At 63.5% G+C, this 25,921-nt stretch carries 23 protein-coding genes, 1 tRNA gene and 1 pseudogene; 10 read left to right on the top strand and 15 right to left on the bottom strand.

Annotated elements, in window-relative coordinates; all coding sequences use genetic code 11:
• The first annotated feature begins 162 nt into the window (after positions 1 to 162).
• The 4 genes from K359_RS0111500 (at position 163) to K359_RS0111485 (ending at position 3,568) form a co-directional block, all read left to right on the top strand.
• Entirely contained in the window at positions 163 to 909 is a 747-nt protein-coding gene (locus K359_RS0111500) for an SDR family NAD(P)-dependent oxidoreductase (RefSeq protein WP_029079479.1), read from the top strand.
• A gap of 36 nt (positions 910 to 945) precedes the next feature.
• Positions 946 to 1,692 (top strand): SDR family oxidoreductase, encoded by a 747-nt coding sequence (locus K359_RS0111495; RefSeq protein WP_029079478.1) that lies wholly within the window; start codon positions 946 to 948, stop codon positions 1,690 to 1,692.
• A gap of 16 nt (positions 1,693 to 1,708) precedes the next feature.
• Positions 1,709 to 2,341, top strand: coding sequence for a glutathione S-transferase family protein (locus tag K359_RS0111490; RefSeq protein WP_029079477.1), 633 nt, complete (start codon positions 1,709 to 1,711; stop codon positions 2,339 to 2,341).
• Between the two features lie 324 nt (positions 2,342 to 2,665).
• A complete protein-coding gene (locus K359_RS0111485; RefSeq protein ID WP_029079476.1) occupies positions 2,666 to 3,568 on the top strand; it encodes a transglutaminase family protein in 903 nt (300 codons plus the stop codon).
• Positions 3,569 to 3,627: 59 nt separating this feature from the next.
• Here the strand turns inward: K359_RS0111485 and K359_RS0111480 are convergent, their stop codons facing one another.
• A complete protein-coding gene (locus K359_RS0111480) occupies positions 3,628 to 3,891 on the bottom strand; it encodes a GlsB/YeaQ/YmgE family stress response membrane protein (protein ID WP_029079475.1) in 264 nt (87 codons plus the stop codon).
• 258 nt (positions 3,892 to 4,149) lie between these two features.
• Between K359_RS0111480 and K359_RS0111475 the strand changes: the two genes are divergently transcribed.
• On the top strand, positions 4,150 to 4,899 hold the full coding sequence (locus tag K359_RS0111475; RefSeq protein ID WP_029079474.1) for an ion transporter: 750 nt from the start codon (positions 4,150 to 4,152) through the stop codon (positions 4,897 to 4,899).
• Between the two features lie 11 nt (positions 4,900 to 4,910).
• Here the strand turns inward: K359_RS0111475 and K359_RS0111470 are convergent, their stop codons facing one another.
• Positions 4,911 to 5,930: an adenylate/guanylate cyclase domain-containing protein gene (locus tag K359_RS0111470; protein ID WP_029079473.1), complete on the bottom strand. Its 1,020-nt coding sequence runs from the start codon at positions 5,928 to 5,930 to the stop codon at positions 4,911 to 4,913.
• 21 nt (positions 5,931 to 5,951) lie between these two features.
• The gene (locus tag K359_RS0111465) at positions 5,952 to 6,794 is read right to left on the bottom strand and encodes an SDR family NAD(P)-dependent oxidoreductase (protein ID WP_029079472.1); all 843 of its coding nucleotides are present in this window, start codon (positions 6,792 to 6,794) and stop codon (positions 5,952 to 5,954) included.
• A gap of 178 nt (positions 6,795 to 6,972) precedes the next feature.
• Here K359_RS0111465 and K359_RS0111460 point away from each other — a divergent pair, with 178 nt between their 5' ends.
• Complete coding sequence (locus K359_RS0111460; RefSeq protein WP_029079471.1) at positions 6,973 to 7,935, top strand: sensor histidine kinase; 963 nt, start codon at positions 6,973 to 6,975, stop codon at positions 7,933 to 7,935.
• Positions 7,936 to 8,148: 213 nt separating this feature from the next.
• Complete coding sequence (locus K359_RS0111455) at positions 8,149 to 9,921, top strand: bifunctional diguanylate cyclase/phosphodiesterase (RefSeq protein ID WP_029079470.1); 1,773 nt, start codon at positions 8,149 to 8,151, stop codon at positions 9,919 to 9,921.
• Positions 9,922 to 10,109: 188 nt separating this feature from the next.
• Here K359_RS0111455 and K359_RS0111450 read toward each other — a convergent pair whose 3' ends face one another.
• A complete protein-coding gene (locus tag K359_RS0111450; RefSeq protein WP_245284577.1) occupies positions 10,110 to 10,784 on the bottom strand; it encodes a carboxymuconolactone decarboxylase family protein in 675 nt (224 codons plus the stop codon).
• A 223-nt stretch (positions 10,785 to 11,007) separates the two neighbouring features.
• Between K359_RS0111450 and K359_RS0111445 the strand changes: the two genes are divergently transcribed.
• A complete protein-coding gene (locus K359_RS0111445; protein WP_029079468.1) occupies positions 11,008 to 11,412 on the top strand; it encodes a YccF domain-containing protein in 405 nt (134 codons plus the stop codon).
• Between the two features lie 29 nt (positions 11,413 to 11,441).
• On the opposite strand, the gene K359_RS66165 is transcribed toward K359_RS0111445, so the two are convergent.
• From K359_RS66165 to K359_RS0111435, 3 genes and pseudogenes are all read right to left on the bottom strand, one after another.
• Positions 11,442 to 11,699 (bottom strand): GCG_CRPN prefix-to-repeats domain-containing protein, encoded by a 258-nt coding sequence (locus K359_RS66165; protein WP_371261146.1) that lies wholly within the window; start codon positions 11,697 to 11,699, stop codon positions 11,442 to 11,444.
• Between the two features lie 117 nt (positions 11,700 to 11,816).
• Positions 11,817 to 12,856, bottom strand: a pseudogene (locus K359_RS51715) (alpha/beta hydrolase).
• Between the two features lie 104 nt (positions 12,857 to 12,960).
• Complete coding sequence (locus K359_RS0111435; protein WP_029079467.1) at positions 12,961 to 14,040, bottom strand: LLM class flavin-dependent oxidoreductase; 1,080 nt, start codon at positions 14,038 to 14,040, stop codon at positions 12,961 to 12,963.
• Between the two features lie 128 nt (positions 14,041 to 14,168).
• Here K359_RS0111435 and K359_RS0111430 point away from each other — a divergent pair.
• Positions 14,169 to 14,245: transfer RNA gene (locus K359_RS0111430), tRNA-Arg, on the top strand.
• A 79-nt stretch (positions 14,246 to 14,324) separates the two neighbouring features.
• Here K359_RS0111430 and K359_RS51710 read toward each other — a convergent pair.
• From K359_RS51710 to K359_RS0111385, 7 genes are all read right to left on the bottom strand, one after another.
• Positions 14,325 to 15,002 carry a response regulator transcription factor gene (locus K359_RS51710; protein ID WP_035976470.1) on the bottom strand — a complete coding sequence of 226 codons (678 nt, stop codon included), beginning with the start codon at positions 15,000 to 15,002 and terminating at the stop codon, positions 14,325 to 14,327.
• The gene (locus K359_RS0111420) at positions 14,999 to 18,553 is read right to left on the bottom strand and encodes a PAS domain-containing hybrid sensor histidine kinase/response regulator (protein WP_156928461.1); all 3,555 of its coding nucleotides are present in this window, start codon (positions 18,551 to 18,553) and stop codon (positions 14,999 to 15,001) included. Before K359_RS0111420 ends, K359_RS51710 begins: the two co-directional genes overlap by 4 nt.
• Before the next feature lie 150 nt (positions 18,554 to 18,703).
• Positions 18,704 to 20,194 carry a monocarboxylate uptake permease MctP gene (gene mctP, locus K359_RS0111415; RefSeq protein WP_029079465.1) on the bottom strand — a complete coding sequence of 497 codons (1,491 nt, stop codon included), beginning with the start codon at positions 20,192 to 20,194 and terminating at the stop codon, positions 18,704 to 18,706.
• Positions 20,184 to 20,360, bottom strand: coding sequence for a DUF3311 domain-containing protein (locus K359_RS58735; protein WP_029079464.1), 177 nt, complete (start codon positions 20,358 to 20,360; stop codon positions 20,184 to 20,186). Before K359_RS58735 ends, mctP begins: the two co-directional genes overlap by 11 nt.
• A gap of 1,516 nt (positions 20,361 to 21,876) precedes the next feature.
• The gene (locus K359_RS0111395; RefSeq protein ID WP_029079463.1) at positions 21,877 to 22,056 is read right to left on the bottom strand and encodes a hypothetical protein; all 180 of its coding nucleotides are present in this window, start codon (positions 22,054 to 22,056) and stop codon (positions 21,877 to 21,879) included.
• Positions 22,053 to 22,262 (bottom strand): hypothetical protein, encoded by a 210-nt coding sequence (locus tag K359_RS0111390; RefSeq protein ID WP_029079462.1) that lies wholly within the window; start codon positions 22,260 to 22,262, stop codon positions 22,053 to 22,055. Before K359_RS0111390 ends, K359_RS0111395 begins: the two co-directional genes overlap by 4 nt.
• 247 nt (positions 22,263 to 22,509) lie before the next feature.
• Positions 22,510 to 22,719, bottom strand: coding sequence for a hypothetical protein (locus K359_RS0111385; protein ID WP_029079461.1), 210 nt, complete (start codon positions 22,717 to 22,719; stop codon positions 22,510 to 22,512).
• Between the two features lie 485 nt (positions 22,720 to 23,204).
• Here K359_RS0111385 and K359_RS0111380 point away from each other — a divergent pair, with 485 nt between their 5' ends.
• Positions 23,205 to 23,711: a hypothetical protein gene (locus tag K359_RS0111380; RefSeq protein WP_156928451.1), complete on the top strand. Its 507-nt coding sequence runs from the start codon at positions 23,205 to 23,207 to the stop codon at positions 23,709 to 23,711.
• Between the two features lie 126 nt (positions 23,712 to 23,837).
• Here the strand turns inward: K359_RS0111380 and K359_RS0111375 are convergent, their stop codons facing one another.
• Positions 23,838 to 25,880: an acyl CoA:acetate/3-ketoacid CoA transferase gene (locus K359_RS0111375; RefSeq protein WP_029079459.1), complete on the bottom strand. Its 2,043-nt coding sequence runs from the start codon at positions 25,878 to 25,880 to the stop codon at positions 23,838 to 23,840.
• Positions 25,881 to 25,921: the final 41 nt, after the last annotated feature.

Genomic DNA, 25,921 nt, shown 5'->3' with positions numbered 1-25,921 from the left:
AGCATACCTCGCACCTTACGAAGTCTTTCTCAAAGAAGCCAGCCTCTCCTAAATCTCCGGTCATTGAAGCCAAACCAACGCAAAAGCCTCCGAGGCTCCGCTGCGGACGGATTGACGAACCAGGCCGATCAAGCATATCGGCCGGACCGGCTGGAGAGTGATATGAACAATCCCGTTGTCCTGATTACCGGTGCCCTTACCGGCATCGGCCGCGCCACGGCGCTCGCCTTCGCTCGCGAGGGCGCCAGCCTGGTTGTTTCCGGTCGCCACGACGATGCAGGCCGTGCACTGACCGACGAACTCCGTTCGCACGGCGTCGAGGCCGAATTCGTCCGCGCCGACGTCCGGCGCGAGAGCGACGTTTCGGCACTGGTCGAGCGGACGATGAAGCGGTTCGGCCGCCTCGACGTGGCGGTCAACAACGCCGGCACGGAAGGCGCGCCCGGTCCGGTGACCGAGCAAACCGCCGAGAGCTACGCGGCGACGTTCGACACGAACGTGCTCGGTGTCCTCCTGTCGATGAAGCACGAGCTCCGGGCCATGCAGCCACAAGGTTTCGGCAGCATCGTGAACATCTCATCGACCATGGGCAGCCGCGGCGCGCCGAATGCTTCGCTCTACGTCGCCAGCAAGCACGCCGTCGAAGGCTTGACCAAATCCGCCGCCCTGGAGGCGGCCGCCTTCGGCGTTCGCGTCAATGCGATCGCACCCGGTCCGATAGAGACCGCGATGCTCGACAGGTTCACGGGCACCGCCGGTCGCAAGGCCGGGATGGTCGCGGGAATTCCGCTGAAGCGTGCGGGGCGCCCCGAGGAGCTCGCGGACGCCATCCTGTTTGCGGCCTCGAGCAAGGCGTCGTTCATCACCGGCCAGATCATCAGCGTCAACGGCGGCAAGACCGCCGCGTGAAGACACACCGATAACAATCCAACCAGGAGACCAACCATGACCGACCTCATCAGCCGAACCGCCCTCGTCACCGGTGCCTCTCGAGGCATCGGCCGCGCCACCGCCCGCGCGCTTGCTCTCGCCGGCGCCCGCGTCATCGTTCACTACGGAAATTCCGCCGAGGACGCGCATTCACTGGTCGCGGAAATCCGCGAAGCCGGTGGGCAGGCCGACGCCGTCGGCGCCGATCTGTCCGCATCCGATGGCGCACAGAGGCTCGCCACGGAGGTGCGCAAGCTCGTCGTCGGCCAACTCGACATTCTGGTCGCCAACGCGGGAATTGCGGTGCCCGCCACCATCGAAGCGCAGACCGTCGAGGATTTCGATCGCATGTTCGCGGTCAACGTCCGCGCGCCGTTCTTCCTAGTGCAGCAGTTGCTCCCCCTGATGGGCGACGGCTCCAGCATTGTGATGACATCGTCATTGGCGGCGCGGGCCGCTGTCGGGCAGTTGTCGGCGTATTCAGCCACCAAAGGCGCGATCGACACGATGGTGAAGCACTTCGCCTCGCTGCTCGGACCGCGCGGAATCCGCGTCAATGCAGTGGCGCCGGGCATCATCGACACCGACATGTCGGAATTCGCCAAGACGGATGAGGGCCGCGACTACGCGCTCAAGATGCAAGCCCTGCAACGGATCGGTCATGCCGACGACGTCGCCGACGTCGTGACCTTTCTCGCCTCGTATTCCGCCCGCTGGGTGACCGGCGACACCATCCAGGTCGGCGGCGGCTCAAAACTTTGACTTCGGGAGACCAGCCATGAAGCTCTACCAGTCCTCCAGCTCGCCCAACTCGCGCCGCGTCAGGATCTACCTGGCGGAGAAGGGCATAACGATGCCCTTCGTGCCGGTCGATCTCGGCACGCGCGAACAGTTCTCGGACGCCTACGCGACGATCAACCCACGACGCGTCGTGCCCGCCCTCGTTCTTGACGACGGCACGGCCATAGCGGAAGTACCAGCGATCATCCGCTATCTCGAAGAAACGCATCCGAACCCGCCGTTACTCGGAGGTTCGTCCAAGGAAAAGGCGATCGTCACCATGTGGGAACGCCGGATGGAGTTGGAGGGCTTCGCTTCGGTGATGGAGGCCGTGCGCAACGGGGCCGCCGGCCTCAAAGGGCGCGCAATCGCAGGTCCCCACGGCTACGATCAGATCCCCGAGCTGGTCGTCCGCGGCCGGCGCCGGATCGCCGACTTCTACGGCGACCTCGAGGCACGCTTGTCCGAGGCGCCATTCGTTGCGGGTGATAAGTTCAGCATCGCCGACATCACCGCGATCGCCGCAATCGACTTCGCCAGCAAGGCTCTAGGATTATCCACGCCGGAGGAAAACGGGGCGTCGCGCCGATGGTACAGTTCGGTTGCTTCGCGCCCCAGCATGACAGCTTAGGTGTCGCGCGCGGACATCTGAGTTGGGTGAAACGCGAAGCGGAAATTTGCCCGTCGGGTTAATTTGTCGCAGCCTGATACCTTGGCGACGCTAGCCTATTTCGCCTTGTGACCCGCGGGCGGCAGTTGACCGAACAATTGGACGAAACCAGGGGTACCGCCCGCGCACTCAGTTCCACGCAACGCGGCGTGTTGACCTAGATCAATATCGACTTGCGTTCTTCTGCATCAAGTTCGGTTAGCGGCGCATTCCACTGCTTCGGCCACGCGATAACCCGATCTTTGCTCTTCCTCGGCGCGACGGCCCAACCGGGAGAAGGCTCGTATGGCGATGCTTGGCGAAATAAGCCATACCACCACCTACCGATACGCGAGGCCTGTCACCTTCGGTACCCATCGAGCTATGTTCCTGCCGCGACGCGGCGCCTCCGCGCGGTTGCTGAGCTGGTCGGTAGAGACCAGCGTGCCCTCAACGATCCGCTGGGTTACCGACTCCCGGACCAACGCCATAACGGTGATGGATTTCAGTGAGCCGGCCCGCGAACTCAAAATTGCGTTCCAGGTTCGGGGAGTCTACTTCGGCGTAAAGGGAGTCGAGGCGTTTCCACTCGAGTCTCGAGCCGATGAGGTGCCCGTACAATACACCCCGGATGAGTGGACCGACCTCGCTGGCTATCTACGTCCTCATGCCGAGGATCCCGACGGCAGCGTGGCGGCATGGACCAAGAATTTCGTTGCAGGTGACCAGGATCAAACCATCGATGTTTTGCAGCGCATGCTCAGCTCGTTTCGCTCCTTCAGCTATTGCGCGAGGGATACTGAAGGGACGCAATCGCCTTCCGATACTCTCCACAAAAGATCTGGTACCTGCCGGGACTTTGCCTGGCTGATGATCGAGACCTTGCGCCGGCTAGGGTTCGCGGCGCGCTTCGTCAGCGGCTACCTCTATGATGCAGCCGTGGATGGCGGCGCCGTTGGCATGACCGGCTCCGGCGCAACGCATGCCTGGCTGCAGGTGTTTCTTCCCGGTGCCGGTTGGCTGGATTACGATCCGACCAACAGCATCAGTGCCGGATTTGATCTGATCCCGGTGGCGATCGCCCGCCATCCAGGCCAGGCGATCCCGCTGGCTGGTTCGTGGTTTGGCGATGCGAACGACTATCTGGGGATGTCGATCGACGTCGCAGTCCGCAAGATCGGCGAGTTCCGCGATCCTTCCGAGGGGTAGCGGCCAGCCGCGAGGCATGGATCGCCGGCCCGTATCGACGACCACCGATGGCCAATCAATCAAGCGCGCCCTTGGCGGCCCGTCACGAGGCCGTAAAGAACCAGCAGAATGATTGCGCCGACAACAGCACCGATGAAGCCTGTGCTCTCCCCGGGCCCGTACCATCCAACGGCCTGGCCAAGGTAGGTCGCTACGAACGCACCGACAATTCCCAGAACGGCCGTGAGGATGAAGCCCTTGGGCTCCGACTTGTCGCCAGGCATGATGAACTTGGCGATCACTCCGACAATAAAACCAATAATAATCGTCCAGATAACGCTCATGGATTTACCCCGCAGCTTTGGCAACAGACTGTCGGAATTGACCGGCGCCAGTTTTTCCCGCGTTGATCTACATCAAGCTTGGTCATTTGGAGTGGCCACAGGAAAGTTGGGCAAGGTGCCGGGCGGCCGGCAGGTTCGACCACGAACATCACTGCAAACGCAGGATCGTCATAGCCTGTGGAGGCGACAAGCGTGTCAGCACTGGGAGCGCAGGCTGAGGGCTCTCCTCGAACGCCGCTTTCTCGATTTCGGACTGCAATGCGCCACCTGTATTGTGGACGCAGCGCCAATTCGCGTCTCTTTCTCTATGCGCTCCTGGTCTTTGATTTGGTCTCACTTCTGTTCATCATCGGCACATCGTTCCTGCCGCGCAGCGAATTGGTGCGGGGCCTCGATGTTACTATTGGTGTCGCCTTTCTCATCGAGTTGATTTTGCGCATGGCAGGAAGTCGTCGGGTGAGCCGCGAACTGCTCAGCATCACGACCTGGACCGACGTCGCTGCGATTGTATCCTTGCTGGCAGCAACAGCGAGCGAAGCCGCCGGCTTCTTGCGCGTACTCCGCACGTTTCGGCTGTTGCGAACGTACCGCGTGGTTCAATTCCTCCGTGAGGACAGCGTCTTCTTTCGTCGCAACGAAGAACTTTTGATCGCAATCATCAATTTGTCCGTCTTCGTTTTCATTATGACGGGCGTGGTTTACGAAACGCAACGAGGCGTGAACCCCGGCATCAAGAACTACGCAGACGCACTTTATTTCACGATTACCGCGCTCACGACCACGGGCTTTGGCGATATCACTTTACCGGGAACGCCGGGTCGCATGATTACGGTCGTGATCATGATCTTCGGCGTCACGCTCTTCCTGAATCTGGCAAAGGTATTGTTCAGCCCAAGCAAGGTGCGGTTCAGATGCCCTTCCTGTGGCCTTCTTCGTCACGATATCGATGCCGTCCACTGCAAGGCGTGCGGCACCGTGCTGAATATTCCTGACGAGGGCGCCGTTTAGGAGGCGAAAGGTCATGCCGCCGCGCCGATCCCTACGACGTCGATGCCGTCGACGCGGCCGCGGATCGGGAGCCGGCCGAGATCGTGCACGGGAAACGGCGGCGCGGCGGCGAAGCGCGCCATCGCCGTGCGCGAGGCGAGAAAGCCGCCATCGACCTTGCGGCTCAACTCCTCCAGCCGCGCCGCGGTGTTCATGACGTCGCCGTTGAACACGATGGCCGGTTTGACGTCGCCGATCTCGCCGACGATCACGGGCCCGAAATGCAGGCTGCCGCGGATCTGCGGCACCGCGTCGAACTCGCGCTCGAATTGTGACGCCGCCTTTTGCAGCGCGGCGCGCATCGCCACAAAACAGCGCAGCGGCCGGCAATCGACCGCGCCAAGGCGTTCCGGCCAGGTCACGATGATCTCGTCGCCGACATAGTTCAGCACCTCGCCGCGATAATCGACGACCGATCCCGTGAGCAGGCGAAAGGTGCGATCGAGAAAACGATGAATGCCGATGCCGCCGAGCCGCTCGGCAAGCCCGGTCGAGCCTGCGATATCGACGAACAGCACAAAGCGGTTCTCCTCGACCGGGGAATGGTAGCGGCCGGAGACGAAGTTCATGAAGACGCGCGGGCCGATCAGATTGGCGATGCTGAAGCCGAGGTTTAGGAGCACCGAGACTGCCGCGGAATAGGCGATGCTGACTCCAAAATCCGCGATCGAGGTTTGCAGCGGAAACCCGGCAACCCGCTCACCGACCTGGAGCAATTGAATGACGATGATGATCCCGGCGTAGATCGCGCTGCGTACAGCAAGAAGTCCAATGAAGGAGAGGCGATTGAGCCGCTCCATCATCGGGCCCCGAAGGATGAACAGTTCGATCCCTCCGATCGCCACGCAGGTGACGAGGGCATAAGCGAAGCCCGCCATCAGCGGCCCAATTGTGTGACGGCCTTGCACGAGATTGATTCCGATGCTCGCCACCGCGCCCGCGACAATGATCGCGGCGAGATAGCGCAGCCGGCTTTCAAGCTTCGCGTTCATGCTCCCGTCCCGGTGACTCCGTTACCCCGCCCCCTGATCGAACGCCTTGCGCAGCGTGACGTAGCCCGCCTGCTGCTGGCTCCAGTTGCGGCCGCCGGTGATGGCGCCGTCGACGACGAGGTCGTGGCCGTTGATGAAGCTCGATTCGTCGCTCGCCAGAAACACCGCGGCATGCGCGATGTCGTCGGGCAGGCCCGCGCGCGGGATCGGCTGCGCTGCCTTGTAGACCTCGCGCATCACCGCCGCCGTCTTCTCGGCATCCTCGGTCGACAGTCCGAGCGCCTTGCCGATAATGCCGGTGGCGATCGCGCCGGGCGAGATCGAGTTGACGCGGACACCGGACTCGCCGAGCTCCATCGCCACGCATTTGGTGAAATGAATAACAGCGGCCTTCGCCGCGCCATAGACCATCGACGAGGAGAAGCCGGCGAGCCGTCCGGCGATGCTGCCGTTGTTGATGATGCTGCCGGAACCCTGTTTGCGCATGATCGGCGCGACGTGCTTCATGCCGAGCATGACGCTGCGCACCAGCGTGGCCATCGCGGCGTCGAACCGCTCGACGTCGAGGCCCTCGATGCCGCCGGTCTGCGCCGGGCCACCGGCATTGTTGAACAGGCAATCGATCCGGCCGAATTTCTCGACCGCCAACGCGATCAGCGCCTGCATCTGTTCCTCGACCGTGACGTCGGTCTGACGAAACACGCAAGTCCCGCCGAGCTGTCGCGCCAGCGCCTCGCCTTCCGGCGCCCGGCGGCCGGCGATCACGATCTTCGCGCCTTCCGCGACAAAGACTTCCGCCGTGCGCAACCCGATGCCGCTGGTCGCCCCGGTAATCACCGCGACCTTGCCGTCCAGCCGTCCCATGCCGATCCCCCAACTGACGTATGATGTTGCAGATATTCCCCAGCCACTTCGGACAACGCAAGCACAGCCACGCTTCCGGGTTTGCGAGGTCCGCCTGTGGCCAGAAGGCCACAACTGCGGTTTTTCGGTCGCAGCGGCCTTATTTTGGGTCGCCTGTTCACGTGAACTGGAACGAGCGATGGCGAAGTGGATCGACGAATTCAGGGCGGGTTGGCGGGGCGATTCCCAGCCGTCGACGCTGCTTGCGGGCACCTTCGCGGTGCTTTGTCTCGTTTTGGCCACGGCCGCGCGCTTCGGGCTCGCCCAGATCAGGCCGGACGTGTTCTTCACGCCCTATTTCCCGGCGGTGTTCTTTGCGACCGCCCTGGGCGGTTTCCGGATCGGGATTACGACCGCGCTGGCCAGCGGCCTGCTCGGCGTTGTCCTCAATTTCAGCGGCGCGACCGCCGATCCGGCGCGCTTTGCGCTGCTGATGATTTTCTGGGTGGTGTGCGGCATCGCGATCTGGGGCGTCGAGCACTACCGTTCCCTGGTCGCGCAGCAGCGCGAAGTCTCGAAGCGACTGATCGAGGAGGAACAGTACCGCAAGATCGTGGTCGACGAGTTGCAGCACCGGCTGAAGAACAAGTCCTCGACCATTCACGCCGTGCTGCACCAGGCGCTGCAGGACCGGCCCGAGGTCTGGCAGCGCATCGACCATCGCATCCGCGCGCTCTCGGCAACCGACGATCTGATCGCGCGGGTCGACGGCTATGGTTGCGATATCAAGGATTTGCTGCGCTCGGAGCTCGGACCTTACGGCCATGTGCGGTTCAATCTGAACGGCGAGCAGCTGTTCCTGCCCGCCAAGCTCGCGGTCTCGCTGGCGCTGATCTTCCACGAGCTCGCAACCAACGCAGGAAAGTATGGCGCCTTCTCCTCGCCGCGCGGGTTTCTGCAGGTATCGTGGTCAGTGGACGATGGACGTCTCAACGTGATCTGGGACGAAACCGAGGGGCCGGTGGTCGAGGCGATCGGCGAAGCCGGCTTCGGCACCAAGCTGCTGAAGTCGGCACTGCGGCCGTTCGACGGCAAGACCGAGATCAGTTACCTGAAGACCGGTGTTCACTGCACGATGCAGTGCAAGTTGCCCAACTGTTGAAAAGTAGGCTTTCCGGCACACGCGCATTTTTTGCTCGTGCCGATGCAACCGCGCGGTCCGCAATCGCTTTCGCCGGCGGGCGAAGCCGCCATTGATACTCTATTAATGACGATTGCCGCGACGGCTTGCGAAAGCCGCCGCGGTCTCATTCTGTCACGGCATTTCGCAAGTCCGCTTAACCAAAACTACAACGGACTTTGCCAAGGTCGGCACATGCACAGTTTCACCAGGATCGATTTTCAGGCGGGCGCGGCAGCGACCGGCCAGGACGACATTTCCAACAATGAATCGCGCATCCTGCGCGATCTCCTCCAGCTGCTGCCGGCGGGCGTGACCGTGCAGGACGAGCAGGGCCAGTTCATCCTGGTGAACGAAGCCGCCGCAACCCAGTTGCAGCTCGCCGCCAGCGCGAGCCAGGCGACGCCGGTTGATGAACGCCACGCCGCCAATCTGGACCTGCTGCGCAGCGGCCGCCCGGTGGTACTCGAGGAAGTCCTCTCCTGCGGCGCCACCAAATACGTGTTCCTCACCTCGCACCGGCCGGTCCAGATCGGCGGACGCAATCTCCTGATCTCGACCTCGACCGACATCAGCGAGCAGAAAGCCTTCGAGGACCAGCTGTTCCGCTCGGCCTATTACGATGAACTCACCGGCCTGCCGACCCGCCGGGTGATCGAGCATCGCGTCAACGGCCTGATCCGCGACTCCTCCCAGAGCGATTTCGCGCTCGCCTTTCTCGATGTCGACAACTTCAAGCACATCAACGATTACTACGGCCACGCGATCGGCGATGCGCTGCTGGTCGAACTGTCCAAGCGGCTCGGCCACGCGCTGCGCGCCACCGATATCCTGTCGCGCATCTCCGGCGACGAATTCCTGCTGCTGCTGAACCCGATCAGCGGCAATGACGAGGTTGCCGAATTCATCGATGTCATGCAGGAGCGGCTGAAGGCGCCGTTCTTCATCGAGGAATCCGAGATCTTCGCCTCGACCTCGATCGGCGTCAGCCTCTACCCGATGCATGGCAGGAGCTACGAGGCGCTGCGCCAGAATGCCGACATCGCGATGTACCGCGTCAAGAACAACGGCAAGGGCGCGACCGCGTTCTTCGACAACAGCATGGAGCGCGAGGCGCTGGCGCGGATGAAGATCGAGCAGTCGCTGCGGCTGGCGATCCTGGAAAAGCGCTTCTGCTGCGCATTCCAGCCCAAGGTCGATATCCGCAGCCTGGAGGTCAAGGGCATCGAGGCGCTGGTGCGGCTGCGCGACGACGAGGGCGTGATCCAGGCGCCGGGCACCTTCATCAATCTCGCCGTCGAGCTCGGACTGATCGACGAGCTGACATTCCTGGTGCTGGCGGAGATCGTCAAGTCGATCGACCTGATCAACGACACGTTCGGCCCCACCGCGACGATCAGCATCAACGTCGCCGCCAAGCAGGCTTCCAACATCGAGTTCATGCGCCGCTTCGCGCGCGCGATCGAGGAGACGGGCTTCCCGAAACGCTTCATGATCGAGGTGACCGAGGACGCGTTCGTGACCCGGTCGCATTTCCAGGACCAGATCCTGCCGATCCTGCGCGGCATCGGCGTCGGCATCTCGATCGACGATTTCGGCATCGGCTATTCGTCGCTGTCGGCGCTGGCGGATATCACCGCCGACGAGATCAAGATCGACCGCTCCTTCATCACCGACATCCATCAGCGGCCGCGCAGCCAGGGCATCCTGCGCGCGATCGAATCGCTTAGCGATGCGCTCGGCATGACCGTGATCGCCGAGGGCATCGAGTCCTACGAGGAGCTCACCTATCTGCAGGCGGCGACCAAGATCCGCTATGCCCAGGGCTATTACTTCGCCAAGCCGATCTTCCTCGAGGATCTCAAGCCGGCGACGCCCGTCGCCAGCGAGACTCGCGCCAGCATGTCAGCGCGCCCGTCGCAGGAGAACCGCCAGAGCTATTCGCGCGCCAGCGGTTTTCGGCGGTAGGGCTGCTCGTCTCACGTTTACGAGCAAGGCTATCGCATATGACGGTCATGCTGTGCGTTCGGGGAGCGAGGGGCTTGCCCAGCAAGCCCGTCATGTCCGGGCTTGTCCCGGGCATCCACGTCTTTGGTTCCACCTGAAGAAAGACGTGGATGGCCGGGTCAAGCCCGGCCATGACGACGGCAACAGCCCTACTTCTCCAGCACCGGCAGCGGCGGAACGCTGTCATTGGCGGAGCCGGCCTGCATCGCGATCAGCGTCATCGAGACCATGTCGTAGTAGCCCATGATGCCGATGATATCCAAAATGCCGCGTTCGCCGAACTTCTCCAGCGCGGCCTTGTAGACGGCATCATTGACCTTCTTGTCGCGATAGAGCGCGATGCCGAGATCGTAGAGCGCGGCCTCGTCGTCCTTCATGGCTTCGGGCCGCTTGCCCCTGGCGATCGCATCCGCGATCTTGGGATCGAGCCCACCCTTCATCGCCAGCGGATAATGCGCAGACCATTCATATTGCGCGGTCCAGTGCCGCGCCGTGATCAGGATCGCCATTTCGCTGAGCCGCGCCGGCAGCGAGGTATTCCAGCGCAGATACTCCGACAGGTTCGATAGTTTTGGCGCCAGATCGGGATTGCGGAGATAGGCGCGGTAGGGCGGCGCAGTGAATTTGGCGTTGCGCGGCGGCGCGCTGATCACGTCGACCCAGGCCTTTTGCGCCGGCGACAGCTCCTCGGCCTTGAGCGGCGGGAAGCGGGTGGCCTCCTCAGCTGGCGCGGCCTGCGTGCTCAATGCCAGCACCGCCAGAAGTCCTGCCCCAAGTAGTTTTCCGGTGTGAGGTATTTTTCTCGTGTGAAGTTTTTTTCTCACTGTTGCTCTCCCTTTCGCCGCGTTGCCGGCCGCGGAAGCTTAATTGCGATCAAGGGAGATGCAACGAAATGAGGGTTATCTTCAGCGCCTCAGCCGCAGCGCAGCTCACGGGTCTGCTCGCGATTTGCGCCCCGCCGCCGCTTGCGCGCGTGGGCGACACCTACCGCCACACCGGACATCAGCCTATATTGGAGACATTCGAAGCGGCGCCAAGGTGTCAGTCATGCAGCCTGTGTCTATCCTCCTGAACATCCTCTGGATTCTGATCGGTGGCGCATGGATGGCGTTCGGCTGGCTGGTCGCCGCCGTGATCATGGCCATCACCATCATCGGGCTGCCCTGGGCGCGCGCCGCCTTCAACATCGCGGTCTACACGCTGCTGCCGTTCGGCTCGCGCGCGGTCCGCCGCGACGAAGTCACCGGCACGTCCGATATCGGAACCGGACCGCTCGGCGTGATCGGCAATCTGATCTGGTTCATCCTGGCCGGCTGGTGGCTCGCGATCGGCCACGTCATCACCGCGATCCTGCTCGCGGTGACCATCATCGGCATCCCGTTCGCCTGGGCGCATCTCAAGCTTGCCGGCATCGCGCTGTGGCCGATCGGCAAGGTGATCGTGCCGGCGTGACGCGGCCGTAGCCGCTCAGAACCGAAGCTCTACAGCCAATCCCGCGTCGTCTGGCTGCACGCCTGGTAGTCGCGCCGCCAGATAAATCCGCGGCCACCGCACGGCGGAGTTGGACGCGAGGTGACCGGGCATTCGTTCCTGACCCGCGCGCTGGTGCCCCAGCCGTCAACCACGCAAGCGCCTCTTGAGGTCCTGTGGCAACCGTCGCCACAGCCCTCCGCGGCATTGGCCGCCGTCAAGCCAAGGAATGTACCGGCCGCCAGAACCACGAGCAAACGTAACCTCATGATGTCCTCCATTGCGTCGTCGGTTGTGATGCTCCACTCACATTGCGGTATGAGCGTAAGCGATATCGATTGCGCTCGCCACCGGGCCCCCGCACACATTCCGGTGTGTGCGCGGCTTCAGTGCGCCGCCTCGCAGCCGGGGATATCGAACACCGCGGTGAGGCCGCAGGGCGAGTTGAGCATCTTGCCGCCCTCATGGCCGACGCCGGGCACGTCCCAAAGCCTGTGGTTCGGCGTGCCGCCGTCGCGCGCCTGCATCGCGGCGAAATAGGAATGCCCGCGCGCGTAGCGATACGGCCCCTCGGCTTCCGCCATGCAGGACTTGTCGAGCGCGGGATGATCGGGATTGGTGTCGAGCGTTCCCAGGAGATAGATACGCGGCGCGCGACATAGGCCTGCTCCAGCGCCGTCGGTGAAGGCCCGGCGAGATAGGGCGGACGGTCGTCCATGCCGAACTTCCACTTGTTGTAACCATGGCAGTTCGCCGCGATCGCGGGAAGCGGCCGCTCCTTGGTGAAATAGGCATAGGAGGAGGGATTGGCGACCACGTAGCGCACGCCGACGCCTTCGCGCAGCAGCACCTGATCGCCCTTCACCGCGATCGCATAGCGCTGCACCACCTGGCCGCCGCCGGAATGGCCGAACACGACGACGTCCTTCAGGTTCGGAAACAGTCTGCGGTCGCCGAGCCTGGCCAAGATGGCGTCGAGCGCCTCGAACGAACTCGCAGGACCAGGCGCGATCGCGGGCTCGCCGCCCTGCCAGCCATAGAGGCTCCAGCGCAGCGTCTCCGCCGGCAGCTTGAACGCCTCGACGTCAGGCTCGATCAGGAATTGCGGCGCGATCATCAGCGTCGCCTTGCCGGCATCGCCGGCCGCGGCCTGCGCGCTCAGCGCCGCGCGGAAATAATCGTCGGCATTGCGCAGCACGCCGTGCAGCACGAGGACCGCGCGGGTGACGTCCGGCAGCGGATTGGACCAGTCGGCCGACAGGTAGAGCGGAAAGGTCGCGCTGCCGACGGCAACGCGTCCGCTCGCGATCTCCTTGACCGGCTTCTGGTCGCGCTCGGTCTGCGCCGGCGTCGCCGACGCGATCGGCGCGTGAGCCGCCGTCATGACAAGCAGCGCCAATGCCGCAAGCCAGGCCCGATGATGCATGGTTCAACTCCGTGGTGCCGCTAGCGGCGATGAGATGAAGCTTGATCATGGCGCGTCAGGCGCCGATTCACCCATGAATTTTCGGAAAGCTTCGGGACTGCGCCTCAGGCCGCGAGCCGCCCGCGATTGTTGGCGGCGAGGATCGGGCGGATCAGGCGGCCGAACCGCTCGGCCTCCTCGTCATGCAGATAGCCGGACAGGCAGAAGGAATGGCAGCCGGCGTCGATGAACCGCTGCAACGTCGCAGCGCATTGCGCGGGATTGCCGACCACCGCGATGCCGGCGCCCGGCCGCACCCTGGTGATGCCGGTCCACAGATGCGGCATCAACAGATCGCCATAGTCGCGCGCGAGCTGCTGCACGCGCTGGTTGGCCTCGGAGCGGATGTACAGCGTCTTCATCTCCTGCTTCTGCCGCTCGGTGGCGTGGCGCACCAGCCGGTCGGCCGCCTCCCAGGCGTCCGTCTCGTCCTCGCGGCAGATCACCTGCAGCCGCATGCCGAAGCCGATCGCGTCCTCGCGGTCATGCGCCCGCGCCATCCGCCGGATCTCGGCGATGTTCTCCGCGATGCGCTCCGGCAGATCGCCCCAGAACAGATGGACGTCGGAATGCTTCGCCGACACCTCCCAGGCCTGCCGCGAGCCGCCGCCGAGATAGAATTTTGGAAACGGCTGCTGCAGCGGACGCGGCCTGATATGCGCGCCGGAGATCGTGTGAAACTTGCCCTGGAAATGCACCGGGCCACGGGTCGTCCACAGCGCCTTGAGGATCGAGACCTCCTCCTCCATCAGCGCGTAGCGTTCTTCCTTGGCGTAGCGTACGCCTTCGGCCTCGACCTCGCTCTCGTTCTGGCCGGCGATCAGATTGATGCAGATCCGCCCGCCCGACATCTGGTCGAAGGTCGAGATCATCTTGGCCATCAGCACCGGGTTGATGTAGCCGGGCCTTGCTGCAATCAGCGGCTTGATCCGCTCCGAGCGCGCCGCCATGAAGGCGCCGGAGATCCAGGCCTCCCAGCACACCGAGCCGACCGGGATCAGGAGATACTCAAACCCGGCGTCCTCGGCGGCCTTGACCACCCGCTCGCAGAGTTCCGGCGACCCCGCGACCTGCGCCTCCATCAGCTCATAGGCCGTGGTGTCGCCATGCGTGGGCAGATACCAGCCGAATTCCAGCGGACGCATGGGCAAACTCCCTCGAAAGACGGCCTTTTACGCAGCCTGTCATATTGGCAGAGGCAGTTTACAGCCCTTAACCGGCCGGACAACGCCGTTGCCGACCTTGGGGCAATCAGCTAAATGGTGGCCTGCACGCACCCGTAGCTCAGCTGGATAGAGCGTTGCCCTCCGAAGGCAAAGGTCACACGTTCGAATCGTGTCGGGTGCGCCACTTGCGTACAAAACCACGAACATTTCCGTTCTCAGTCTGTTTGCCGGCGACGGCAGCCAGGAGGATATCCTCGGCGCCTTCACCCTTCTCGCTGTGCAGGCGATGAAACGCCTCGCGCGCTGCCGAACGCCAGCCGCTCGGCCAGCACGGCGGCCTGGGTGCGCGATCCCACCCCGAGCTTGCGCAGGATGGTCGAGACATGGCCCTTGACGGTTTGCTCGGCGATGCCGATTTCGGCCGCGATCTGCTTGTTGAGCTTGCCTTCGACGATCATCGCCAGGATGCGCAGTTGTTGCGGCGACAGCGAGGCCGCGCGCGCCGCCAGCTCCACGTCCTCGCTCTGGATCGAGCCCCGGCCGCCGATGTTCGGCGGCATCCAGATTTCGCCGCCCAGGATGCGCGTGATGGCGTCCGCCATCGCCGGCAGGCCGAGCGATTTCGGGATATAGCCGGAGGCGCCATAGGCGATGGCGCGGCGGATCGTGGCCGCATCCTGCCGCGCCGAGATGATCGCGACCGGCACCGTCGGAAACTGTGCGAGCAGGACGAAGAGCGCCGCAAATCCCTGGATGCCCGGCATCGTCAGGTCGAGCAGGATCAGGTCGATCTCCTCGATGCGGCCGGGCACCGCCGCCAATACCTCGTCGAGCGACTGGCAGGGAATGATCTCGAGATCGGGAAGCACGGCCGACAGTGCGCTCTGCAGCGCGGCCTGCACCAGCGGATGGTCGTCGCCGATGACGATGCGTGTGGTCATGCCGGGTGACGGTCCTCATGGGTGGCGAGCCGACGGGTCAAGGCCTCGCCGCTCAGGAAACGTCGCAGCGCAGCCGGCTTGACCGGCTTGAGCAGGATTTCGCAGCCGCGCGCCTTCGCCGCGCTGCGAACCTCCTCGCTGCGATCGCCGGTGATCAGCAGCGCGCGCACGTTGTACGCCGATGCGCGCCTGAGATCGTCGAGAAAATCAAGACCGCTGCGGCCGCCGTCAAGGTGGTGGTCGAGCAGCACGACATCGGGCGGCCCGGCGGTTGCTGCCGCCATCGCCGCGGCCGGGTCTGTCGCAGTCACGACATGATGGCCCCAGCCCCCGAGCAGCGCCATGAGCCCCTGCAGGATCGTCGCATCGTTGTCGAGGCACAGGATCGTCAGCGGTTGCTCGGCCGGCAGCGGCGCAGCCGCAGCGCGCGCACGGCGCAGCGTCGCACCGGGACCGGACGCCAGGGGTAAGGTGACCGCAAAACAGGAACCGTGGCCGGGACGCGAGCGCACGTTAACGGTGTGTCCGAGAAGGCGCGAGATGCGGTCGACGATCGCAAGCCCGAGGCCGAGCCCCTTGTCGGCCGCGGGCACGAGCCGCTGGAACTCCTCGAATATCCGGTCGCGGTCCGTCTCGGCGATGCCGATACCGGTGTCCCAGACCTCGATCCGGAGCGCGCCGGCCTTGCGCCGGCATCCCAGCAGGATACGGCCTTTCGGCGTGTAGCGCACCGCGTTCGACAACAAGTTCTGCAGGATTCTGCGCAGCAGATGCGGATCGCTCCGCACCACACAGGCGCAATCAACGACGCGCAAGGACAGGCCGCGCTCACGCGCCATGGCGTCGAACTCGACGCTGAGCTGCGCCAGGAGATCGGCGATCGGTAAATCGACCGGCTCGGCGCGCACCGCACCGGAATCATAGGAGGAGATGTCGAGCAGCGTGTCGAGCATATGCTCGGTCGAGCGCAGCGCCGTAATCGCGCTACCGGCCAGCCTCCGGTCCTTGTCACCGGCGCTCGGCTGTACCCGCAAGCTTTCGTCAAGCGCCGACAGGAATAACCGCGCCGCGTTCAGCGGCTGCAGCAGGTCATGGCTGGCGGCTGCGAGGAAGCGCGTCTTGCCGAGATTGGCGTGCTCGGCGTCCGCCTTGGCGCGCTCCAGCGCTTCGGTCCGCTCACGCACGCGCAGCTCCAGATCCTCATTGGCCCGGCGCAGCGCCTCGGCGGCGCGATGCCGTTCGGTGACGTCGGTGTAGGTCGAGACGTAGCCGCCGCCGGCGATGCGGTCATAGACGATTTCGAGCACGGTGCCGTCCGGGCGTTTGCGCTCGTAGACATAGGGCCACACTTGCGTCGCGACGTCGCGATTGACCAACAGCGCGGAGAACTCGGCCGCCGCGTATTCGCCGCGATCGACGTTGAAGGCAATCAGATCGGCGAGCGGCAGGCCGACGCGCACGAGATCGCGCGGCAGATCGAGCAGCTCGATAAAGCGACCGTTCCATGCCGAGATGTTGAAGTCGGCGTCGAAGGCGCAGATGCCCTGCGGCACGCTCTCCAGCGTGCTCTGCAAGAGATGGCGGTTGAAGCGCAGCGCTTCGGAGGCCTCGTCCAGCATCGCCATCGCCGCGCGCCGCGACAGCGAATGGCCCTCGAGCGAGGCCGCGATCACCACGCGCGCCGACGCCGCGCCGATGGCGCCGGCGAGCAGGTTTTCCGTGAAACGGATCGAATCGAGATCGACAAGGCCCGACGGGTCGAGTGCCGGCGCATGGCCGGCGCGGCGCGCGGCGAGATAGGCGTCGAAGGCGGCCACGCCGCGTTCGCTGCCGACAAAGCGGATCGCGAGCGCGCGCAGATCATCGAGCCGGACCAGGACGCGAGACGACAATGGCGAGGCGGTCCCACGCGCCGCGCCTTGGGTGAAAGCCGCGGCCTGATTGCGCTCGATGGTCGATTGCCGTCCGAGCAGCGAGAACAGCACGAAGCAGGCGATATTGACGCTGAGGCTCCACAGCGTGGCATGCGAGATCGGATCGAGCCCCTCGAGACCGAACAGCCCACCGGGCTTGAGCCATGGCAGCAATCCATCGCGCGCGATCGGCGCGAGCGCCGGCCATAACAGCCCGGCGGACGGCAGCAGCAGTGTGTAGGCCCAGATCACGAAGCCGACCGCGATCCCGACCGAGGCGCCGGCCTTGTTGGCGCGCGGCCAGAACAGGCCGCCGATGAAGGCCGGCCCGAACTGCGCCACCGCCACGAACGACAACAGGCCGATCACCGTCAGCGGATAGCCGTGATTGACCAGACGGTGCATCAGATAGGCCAGCAGGAGGATGCCGACGATCGAGAACCGGCGCACCGCCATCAGCGTGCGCGATACCGACCAGTTCGCCGCGCGCCGGCCGAGGAAGCGCCAGCGCAACAGCAGCGGCATGATGACGTCGTTGCACAGCATCGTACTCAGCGCCACCGCGGTCATGATCACCATGCCGGTCGCGGCCGACAGCCCGCCCAGGAACGCGATCAGGCTGACGGTCTTGGCATCGGAGGCGATCGGCAGCGAGATCACGTATGTGTCGGGATCCATCATGCCGCCGAACCGGGCCAGGCCCGTGGCGGCAATCGGCAGGATCAGCAGGCTGAACGCCGCAAGATAGAGCGGATAGAGCCACGCAGCGGTGCGGGTATGCGCGGGCTGTTCGTTCTCGACGATCGCGACATGGAACGCCTGCGGCAGGCACAGGAAGGCGATCGCCGAGATGATGATGGTCGCCGGCCAGACCGGCTGGCCGATATCGAGCGACAGGACCTGCGCGAGCTCTGGATCGAGACGAACCTGCGACAGCAGCTCGCCCGGTCCGCCGGCGATGCCGAACAGCACGAACAGCGCCACGATCAGGAACGCGACCAGCTTGACCACGCTCTCGAACGCGATCGCCAACATCAATCCGCGATGATGCTCGCTGGCATGAACATGGCGTACGCCGAAGATGATCGCGAACAACGCCATCGATGCGGCGACTCCAAAGGCGGAGTCCTGCCAGAACTGCAACGCCGCGCCACCGGCCCGTTCCGGCTGCAGGATGAGATAGTCAAAACTCTTGCCGACCGCCTTCAGCTGGAGCGCGATATAGGGCAGCACGCCGAGCAACGAGGCCAGGGTCACCAGCGCGGCCAGCGACTGGCTCTTGCCGTAACGCGCGGCGATGAAATCGGCGATCGAGGTCACGTTCTGCGCCTTGGCGATCGCGATCACCTTGACGAGCAGCGGCTGGGCGAACAGCAGCACCAGCGTCGGGCCGAGATAGATGGTGACGAAGTCGAGCCCGCTGGTCGCGGCCCGGCCGACCGACCCGTAGAAGCTCCAGGAGGTGTTGTAGACCGCGAGCGTCAGGCAATAGCTGACCGCGGCCGTCCACGATGTCGGCGACACCAGCGGACCGTCGACGCTGCGCCGGTCGCCCCACCAGGCGATCAGGAACAGCGCGGTCACATAGGCCGCCGAGATTGCGAGAACGAACCAGCCCTGCAAGGACACCTCACGCACGAGATCGGCCCGCGACAGGTCGCGGGCCGCCGATACTAGAGCGTTTTCCAGCGAAGTGGACACCGGTTGGCGTGAACAAAACGCGTCAAGACAAAACCGAGGGCATCGACGGCCGGATTCGGGACCCGGCCGCCAATCGAGCCGTCGGCCTTAGGCCGCTTCGCTGGCCGGGCGCGGCTGCGACAGCCCCTTGAGCGCCAGGTTGACCACAACCGCCACCACCACATTGGCCGCGAGGGCGATGAGGCCGGTGTAGATGGCAACCTTGCCCGCGCCGAAGTCGATGCTGTGCAGCGGCTTCAGACCGTCCGACCAGGCGATCAGCGAACCACCGACCAGACCGACCGCCCAGCCGACCAGCAGCGACGTGCTCGAGAACCAGTTCAGGTAGAGCCCGAACACCAGCGCCGGCAAGGTCTGCAGGATCCAGAGGCCGCCGAGCAGCTGCAGGTCGAGCGCGAACTGCGTCGGCATCAACAGGATCGCGAGCAGCGCGCCGACCTTCACCAGCATCGAGGTGATCTTGGCGACCTTGGCCTCGCCCGCCGGCGTGACGGCCGGGTTGATCCAGACCTTCCAGAAATTGCGCGTGAACAAATTAGCGGCGCCGATGCTCATCACCGCCGCCGGCACCAGCGCGCCGATCGCGATCGCGGAGAAGGCAAAGCCCGCGAACCAGCCCGGGAACAGGATCTTGAACAACGCCGGCACGACGTCATTGTTGCTGGCGAGCTTCAGTCCGGCCGCGTGGCCCATATAGCCGAGCAGCGCCAGCAGGCCGAGCAATAGCGTGTAGGCCGGCAGCAGCACCGCGTTCTTGCGAATGGTGTTGCCTCCCGATGACGCGAAAATGCCGGTCAGCGTGTGCGGATACATGAAGGCCGCCAGCGCCGAACCCAGCGCCAGCGAAGCATAGGGGACCACCTGAGCCGGTGCCAGCAGGATGCCGCCGGAGCCTTTGGCCTTGAAGGCAGCGTCCGCCGCGGTGAAGATCTCGCCATAGCCGCCGAGCTTCGACGGCACGATCGCGATTGCGGCGATCACCACGATATAGATCATGATGTCCTTGACGAAGGCGATCAGCGCCGGTGCGCGCAGGCCCGACGAATAGGTGTAGAGCGCGAGCACCAGGAAGGCGAGCACGAGCGGAATCTCGCCGTGCAGGCCGAGCGCCTTGATCGCGACCTCCATGCCGATCAGCTGCAGCGCGATGTAGGGCATCGTCGCCAGCACGCCGGTGGCGGCCACGGCAAGCTCGAGGCTGCGCGAGTTGTAGCGGCCACGCACCACGTCGCCGGCGGTCACGTAACCCTTGTCTTTCGCGACCTTCCACAACACCGGCATCACCGCGAACACGAAGGGATAGACGATGATGGTGTAGGGCAAGGCAAAGAAGCCGTAGGCTCCGACCGCATAGACCAGCGCCGGAACAGCGATCACTGTATAAGCGGTGTAGAAATCGCCACCGACCAGGAACCAGGTGATCCAGGTCCCGAACTTGCGGCCACCGAGGCCCCATTCGTCGAGATGGGCGAGCGTCTCCGGCTTGCGCCAGCGCGAGGCGACGAAGCCCATGCCGGTGACGAGCACGAACAAGGCGATGAAAACGGCGAGCGCCGCGCTGTCGACATCATTCAACATTGCGCACGCTCCTGTAGACGATCCAGGTGAGGAGCGAGGTCAGCGGCACCCAGGCAAGCTGATACCAATAGAAAAACGGGAAACCGAACAGCATCGGCTCTTTGATGTTGTAGAAGGGCACGATCATCAACCCGATGAACGGCAGCAGCAATAGCAGGCGTATCAAGCTCTCCTCCCCTGTCGTGAGAATGATGCGCGCGCTGCGCGCGACTTGCGCACGCTATAGCGCCGATCGTGCTGTTTTCTGCCCCCTACATTCGCTCTACGGCACCCCCATACTTTCGTATCGTCGCGCAGATGTCCGCCGCGCCCTCGCGCGGCGACGAGCGGAGGCTGTGCCGGCTGTCACAACAATGATGATCGGCTCAACCCGCACCCGGATGAGCCGGGCGGTGCTCGCCGCCCGGGCGACTCCTGTCCTACCTCTGTTGTGGCATCCGTATTGGTGCGCCGGGCGCCAGATCAAACGGCGGATGTGGCCGAGCCAACCCGGTCGTACCCGGTGGCACCTCATTGCTGGCCACGCGCGTATTGACGTTCTCGAACGTCGCAAAAATCGCTGCGATAAGCGCAATCGCGAGCGCGACTGCAAATATGATCAGAGCGGTTCGGTGATTGGTCATCGCAATGTACTCCAACACGACCCGACTCAACGTCATCAGCTGCGGTCGAGTTCCAATCGGTCTTCTCTGGCGTAGCCTATTTGAGCCATGCCATTTGCATTGAAGTGTGTAGCCTCGAAGCCATCTGCATTTCTTAACCGCCGCGTGGGGGATTTCGGTGAAAGGATTGTTGTTGGCGATAGCCGTTCTTGTGGCTCTTTACATAGCGGATCAGCAGTTCGCCCAAGGCAAGTACACCTACGCCGTCCAGCGCATGGCGGCTCAGATGAGGCACTCGTTCGGAATTTGATACCGCTGGACCCGCGCAGGCGTGGGAGCGAGCCGGGAATGACCCGTTCGCGCGAAAAAACACCAGCGCCGAAAGCGCTGGTGCTGAAGTTCTAGGGACGTGTAGCGTTCGTCCCTTGCGGATTTTCTTGCAGAACTTGCCTTCGTAAGGCAACCCGCAATTTGTCTGATCGCAATTAGCATTAACGACGCTGAATACCGATCGTTCGGGAACCCGCCGTCGGCATGGTGGCTCGGAGAGCGATAAGCCACGGATGTGGAACGGGCGACCGATAAAGGGTTCGCCGATCACTTCATCCGAACAGAAGAGCGCCCACGCCGGTGATGAAGGATAGCAGCGCTAAACCTATCAGGCTGTACTCGACGCCATCCATCTTGATCAACTCAGAACGGGGTCCTCGGCCTGCGCCTTGAGGTGCGGGTCTGAAGGACGCGGCGAGCCCCAACTCAGGGGGTGAGCTGGGGCTGCCGGGGCTAGGAGGCTGAGCGGCCAGCCTCCACTTGTGACGTTACGGCTTTCCCGAATTTGGTCTACCAAGATTCGCACTTGCTGCGGCGCGCTACTACCATTGCCCCACGCAGGCCCCTGCCAAGCCAGCAATCACTACTCGGTGATACGCTGAAGAGATCATATTTTTCTCATACAGCGCACCGATGCCTCGGACGCCGCGGGCTACGGTGCGGCCATGTAATCCATTTGGACCAGGCCCATTGGCACAGCGTGTATGACGTAAATGGGCTACGGCTACATTGGATATGCGTCGAGGCCCATCAACGAAGCCGCTCACCGCCAGGCTTGAGATCGCTCGGATTGCCTTCTGCAACAGTGCCAACCTCAGGCACCGCGGTCTCGGTGAATTCAATGATGAGCTTTCGTCTTTGGGGATCTCTAACTTTCGAGAACGCTCTGATTAACCTCAAGGTCTCGATCTCCTCGCGGTTTTCGCTCATGACAATGCTCGATTCTCGTCGAAGCGCGCCAATGCTGCTTCGATGATCTCGACTTCCCCGCGGAGGATATCGCTCACGACAGACGGTCCGACCCCGTGCGTTTGAACATCATCCAACAGCTGCCGCCGATGATGTTTGAGCTTCTCCAGCGCCTGACGATCCTTCAACGACACGAAGCCGGCGACGATTTGCTCGATGGCTTTCATTAAGAGCAACTCTGCAAAATAATTAACGTAGTGCAATCGCACGAATTAAGCGGCCTAGCCGTTTCCTGACAAGGGCTAGGCTCCCATGCGGTGCTAACAGCGTTAATGCTCAGCCCGTAAAAACCACGGGGGCGCTGAAGACCGCTAGGCCATTGACTCCAAAGCTTGTGCTGAAGCGAAATCTATCACAGCGTATGCTTGGCAGATGTCCTCGAATTGTTCGAGTTGATGCAATGACAGTCGGAATTTATTGGCTGGAGCCCCGAGACCTGCTGCGCTTCAGACGAGCGATCCGTTTGTAGTCAATCCACAACTCGATGAACTCGTGCGCGTCGAGATAATCCTCGGCTTGCCGCCTCGCCTCTTCGTCGTTGCTGCAACGAAGTTCGTACGTTGCGCGTGCGACGCCGGCCGGATCGACTCCGAATGCCACGTAAGGTTTGAGTCCTTCAATCATTTTTGTCTCCATGACTTAATGCAGTACGATTGACGCTGCCTGGCGTCGGACGATCTGATTGCAATCAATGTATGTTAATGAAGAGGCCGCTGGCGCTGGACAGCGGCCTCTTGGACCTCATCTCAAATGAACGTCTTGGAAATGAAAACGCCGCCGAAGGTCCGGCAGCATTTGACGGCGGATTCGCAATGCCGTGGAGTCCAGAGATGCTTATCCACAGCCGGAACTCATGCCACGTTGCGAGTGCGACACAGTTTCCCGTCGCGCGAACTCACCAAATTGCGGCGCCGCTGGGCGGTGTACCGCGCCACCGGTTTGAACCGTGTCGAACAACGGCGAGACATAGACCTAGGCAGTTCCCGATTTTTTGCAGGAGCCTCGTCGTGGCGTGTACGGAACCGGAGATCACTCCTTGGCCCGATCGGGTCCGGCGCACCGGCGAGCTAAAGGTATTCCCCGGGGCGAGTTTCACCCCGAGTGTCTGGGTGAATGATCTCGATACAGCGATCACGACGATTAACGACCTTCTCAAGCAGAATGGCGTCTATCTCGCCTTTAAGAAGGCTGACAGGGCGGCTGGCAGCCCGATCGTTGCCGAGACCTATCCGGGTTCCGGCCTCCACGGCAGCGCCGTGCAGACCATCATCGACTCCCGCAGCGGCCCTTCGATGGATTCAGTGAAGCTGCGGGTGCCCGCAACTCCGAAAGTCGGCAGGGTTGACGCTGGGCAGGCCATGCGTCTCCACATCCTGGTGCACGAGCTCGTCCACTGCATCGGCCTCTCGAATTGCGCACACAGCAACGATGACGTTTTCGTGGGTACGTTAGTGATCGACAGCAGCGGCTCGGTCCCGCCCCCGAAACTCGGCGGGCACACGATCTCGAGAATTAAGAAGGCATGGCCCGAGACGTGGGTCAGCGTGCAGGGCGCCGCTCTCGCCAAACGGTCGGCCGATGAGTTGAGAAAGTCGATGGAAGGAATAAAGCTGTAGGATGGCTCTACATTTTTAGCGCACGCGACCTGCCCGGCGGCGAGCTTCCGGGGGCGCGGCCCCTTCCGGCGATGCGAATTCCGGGCGTCCGGCGCCGGGTTGATCTCGCTGCCGAGGTTTGCTGGCCTATACCGCCGCGCGCCCGTTTCGGTCCGGCTGCGGAGTGCCGCCAGCTTCGACATTGCGCCAATCCGAGCGCGCGTCTTCCGCGCTTTCAAAGATGTGCGCGGCGACGCCGCGCCTTTCCAGCGCTTCGCCGAGCTTGATGCGCAGGAAGCCCGACGTGGTGTAACGGGAGACGCCCGAATAAAAACGGTCGGTCAAGACCTGCACCATCGCCGAATATTCGTCGAGCAATTCGGGAACGATCGAGAAGTTGTCGTAATTGACGATCGCATAGACGCGGCGATCGAGGCCGCCGAGCCTGGCTTCGACGGCGTGCGCGATCGCATCGATGTCGCTCCGGCTGCGCAGCGCGAAGCGTTCCAGGTTGACGAAGAACAGGTTCTGCTGCTGATCCAGGGTGAAGCGCCGGTCGAGCGGAATCGTCAGCAGATCGCTGCGCAAATCCATCGGGCCGTCGCGGAAGATCCGCGCGTCCATCAGCGGCGGATCGCGCGGAATCAGCGGCCTGAAATCCATCAAGCGGAGGATGTCGCGCTCGATATCGATGCCGGGCGCCACCTCGATCAGCTCGAGGCCGCCTTCGGTTAGCGCGAGCACGCAGCGCTCGGTGACGTAGTGCACGGTCTGCCCGCGTTTGGCGGCGAAGGCACCGCTGAAGGTCACATGCTCGACTGCCTCGACGAATTTGCGGGCTTTGGCTTCTTCGGCAATCACCAGCCTGCCGTCGGTTACGCCAATGCGCTGGCGGCCCGCGCCGAACGTGCCGACGAAAATCACCTTCTTGGCGTTCTGGCTGATGTTGATGAAGCCGCCGGCACCGGCGAGCTTGGGACCAAATTTGCTGACATTGAGATCGCCGGCGCGATCGACCTGGGCGAGGCCGAGGAACGCAGCGTCGAGGCCGCCGCCATCGTAGAAATCGAACTGATAGGGCTGGTCGATCACTGCCTGCGTGTTGACGGCGGCACCGAAATCGATCCCGCTCGCCGGCACGCCGCCGATCACGCCGGGCTCGGCCGTCAGCGTGATCAGGTCGATCACCCGCTCCTCGTTGGCAACCGAGGCGATGCCTTCGGGCATGCCGATGCCGAGATTGACGACACTGTTGGCCTTGAGCTCGAACGCCGCCCGGCGCGCGATGATCTTGCGCTCGCTCATCGGCATCGGCGGCAGCGAGCCGGCGTGCAGCCTGATCTCGCCGCTATAGGCCGGGTTGTAATGCGTGCCGAAGGTCTGCCAGTGGTTTTCCGGTTTTGCCACCACGACGCAGTCGACGAGGACACCGGGGATTTTCACTTGGCGCGGATTGAGGCTGCCGCTTTCTGCGACGCGCTCGACCTGAGCGATGACAATGCCGCCGGAATTATGCGCCGCCATGGCGATCGCCAGCGCTTCCAGCGTCAACGCTTCCTTCTCCATCGTGAGATTTCCGTCGGCGTCGCCGGTGGTGGCACGGATAATCCCGACGTCGATGGGAAACGTCTTGTAGAACAGGCACTCCTCGCCGCCGAGCGTGACCAGTTCGACCAGCTCCTCGATGGTGCGGGCGTTGAGCTTGCCGCCGCCCTGGCGCGGATCGACGAAGGTGCCGATGCCGACGCGCGAGATATGGCCGGGGCGACGCGCCGCGATGTCGCGGAACAGATGTGTGATGACGCCCTGCGGCAGATTATAGGCCTCGATCTGATTTGCGATCGCGAGCTGCTGTAATTTGGGCGCAAGCCCCCAGTGGCCGCCGATCACGCGCCTGACCAGGCCCTCGTGTGCGAAATGGTTGAGGCCGCGGTGCTTGCCGTCTCCCTGTCCCGCCGCATAGACCAGCGTGAGATTGCGAGGCTTGCCCTGCGCGTAGGGAGCGTCGGTTTCGTTGGCGAGATAGAGCTCCTCCAGCGCGAGGGCGATCTCTTCGGCAAAGCCGATGCCGACAAAGCCGCCGGTCGCGACCGTGTCGCCATCGCGGATCAAGCGCACCGCTTCGGCGGCCATGACGATCTTGCCCTTCTCCGTCGTGCGCAGATAGGACAGGGCCGGATGCTGGCTCACGTCATTCCTCCCGATTATCGTTAGATCCTGGAGCCCCGTTC

Origin of the sequence: Bradyrhizobium sp. th-b2 (assembly GCF_000426785.1) — a bacterium.
GTDB classification, from domain to species: domain Bacteria; phylum Pseudomonadota; class Alphaproteobacteria; order Rhizobiales; family Xanthobacteraceae; genus Bradyrhizobium; species Bradyrhizobium septentrionale.
The sequence above is the reverse complement of the archived record's forward strand: the minus strand, read 5'-3'. Positions and strand labels throughout refer to the sequence as shown.